Source organism: Streptomyces sp. NPDC058662 (genome assembly GCF_042716255.1).
Classification (GTDB): domain Bacteria; phylum Actinomycetota; class Actinomycetes; order Streptomycetales; family Streptomycetaceae; genus Streptomyces.
On record NZ_JBHXRU010000136.1, the window covers coordinates 11,962 to 13,493 of the forward strand.

1 protein-coding gene is annotated in these 1,532 nt (G+C 77.6%); it reads right to left on the minus strand.

The features are described 5' to 3' along the window. Nucleotides 1-659: 659 nt before the first annotated feature. Nucleotides 660-1,532 (minus strand): alpha/beta hydrolase family protein (locus ACFWUQ_RS29205; RefSeq protein ID WP_384543996.1); only part of this gene is annotated, 873 nt, incomplete at its 5' end.

Below are 1,532 nucleotides of genomic sequence, written 5' to 3' on the forward strand. Positions count from 1 at the left end.
TGCTGCCGGGACCTCCACCGCCACCGCGGCGGGTGCGCCCGGCGGCAGTCCGGGCGGACATCCGTACGCCGCCGGGGCCCCCACACCGGCCCCCCGCCCACAGGTACGCGGGCACGAGCACCCGGCGCGGGATACGCGGGCACGAGCACCCCGGCGCGGGGTACGCGGTACGCGAACGCGGTTACCGGCACCGGGGCCGCGCTCGGCGCCGGTGGCGTGCCCGAGCTCCCGCAGCAGGACCTTGGGGGCAGCCCGGCCCCCTCACGGCGGTTCCCGTTCCCCGCCGGGGCCGGGGGCGGGAAAGCCCGGAGGGCCCGAGGTCGGCGAGACCAGGAAGCCGTGGGACGCAGGGCCGGGGGCCGGCCGGCCCCCGGGCCCGCCGGCCGCTGGACCCCGGCCTCCTGGCCTCCCCCGGCCTCCCCGGCCTCCCCTGGCCTCCCCAGGCTCCCCGGGCTCCCCGGGCTCCCCGGCCCGCCGGTCTCCTGGTCGCGGCCCGGGTGGGTGCGGGGGTGACAGGTGGGCGGCCCGGGAGGGGTGCGGGCGAACAGGGTGGGCGGCCCCGGGAGGGGTACAGGCGGACAGGTGGGCGGCCCGGGAGGGGTACGGGCGGACAGGGTGGGCGGTGCGGGGGCGGTGCGGGGGCTGGGGGCCCGTGAGGGTTACAGGTGGGCGCGGGTGAAGGCGACCTGGCGGCGGAAGACCTCCACCCGTTCCTCGACCCCCGTCATGCTGTGCCCGGCACCGTGTTCGTGGAACTCCACCACCACCCCCCGCTCCCGCAGCCGCTGCGCGTACGCGCGGGCCTGCCCGATCGGGCAGCGCGCGTCGTTGACACCCGCGCTGATGAACACCGGTACCCGTACCCGGTCCGCGTACGTCGACGGCGACGCGTCCCGGTACCGCTCGGGCACCTGCGCCGGCGAGCCGCCGAACAGGGCCCGATCCAGTGCCTTGATGTCCTCCATCACGCCCTCGTGCGCCGCCGCGCAGTCCGCGACCGGCGCCCCCGCCAGGGCGAGCGCCCAGTCCTGCGGCCGCGTCCCCACCGCCAGCAGCGCCAGGTAGCCGCCCCAGGACGAACCCGACACCACCAGCCGGCCCGGATCGGCGACCTTCTGCTCGATCACCCAGCGCCGTACCGCGTCCACGTCCTCCAACTCCGTGTGCCCCACCCGCTCGCGCAGCGCCGCCGTCCACGCCCGCCCGTACCCGGTGGAACCCCGGTAGTTGACCCGCACCACCGCGAACCCCTCGTCCGTCCACGCCGCGACCTGCGGATCGAAGGCGTCACGGTCGTGGTCGTCGGGCCCGCCGTGCAGCACGAACACCGTCGGGTACGGGCCCTCCCCCACCGCCGGGACACTCAGCAACGCGTGGACCGGGCCCCCCGGCCCCTGCACCCACACCTGCCGCGAACGACCCGCCAGCGGCGGTACTTCACCCGCCGGGAACCCGGGCTCCTCCTCACCCAACGCCGTGAACACCGGCGGATGCGCCGAGTCGGACCACAGCATCCACACCCCGCCCCCCGG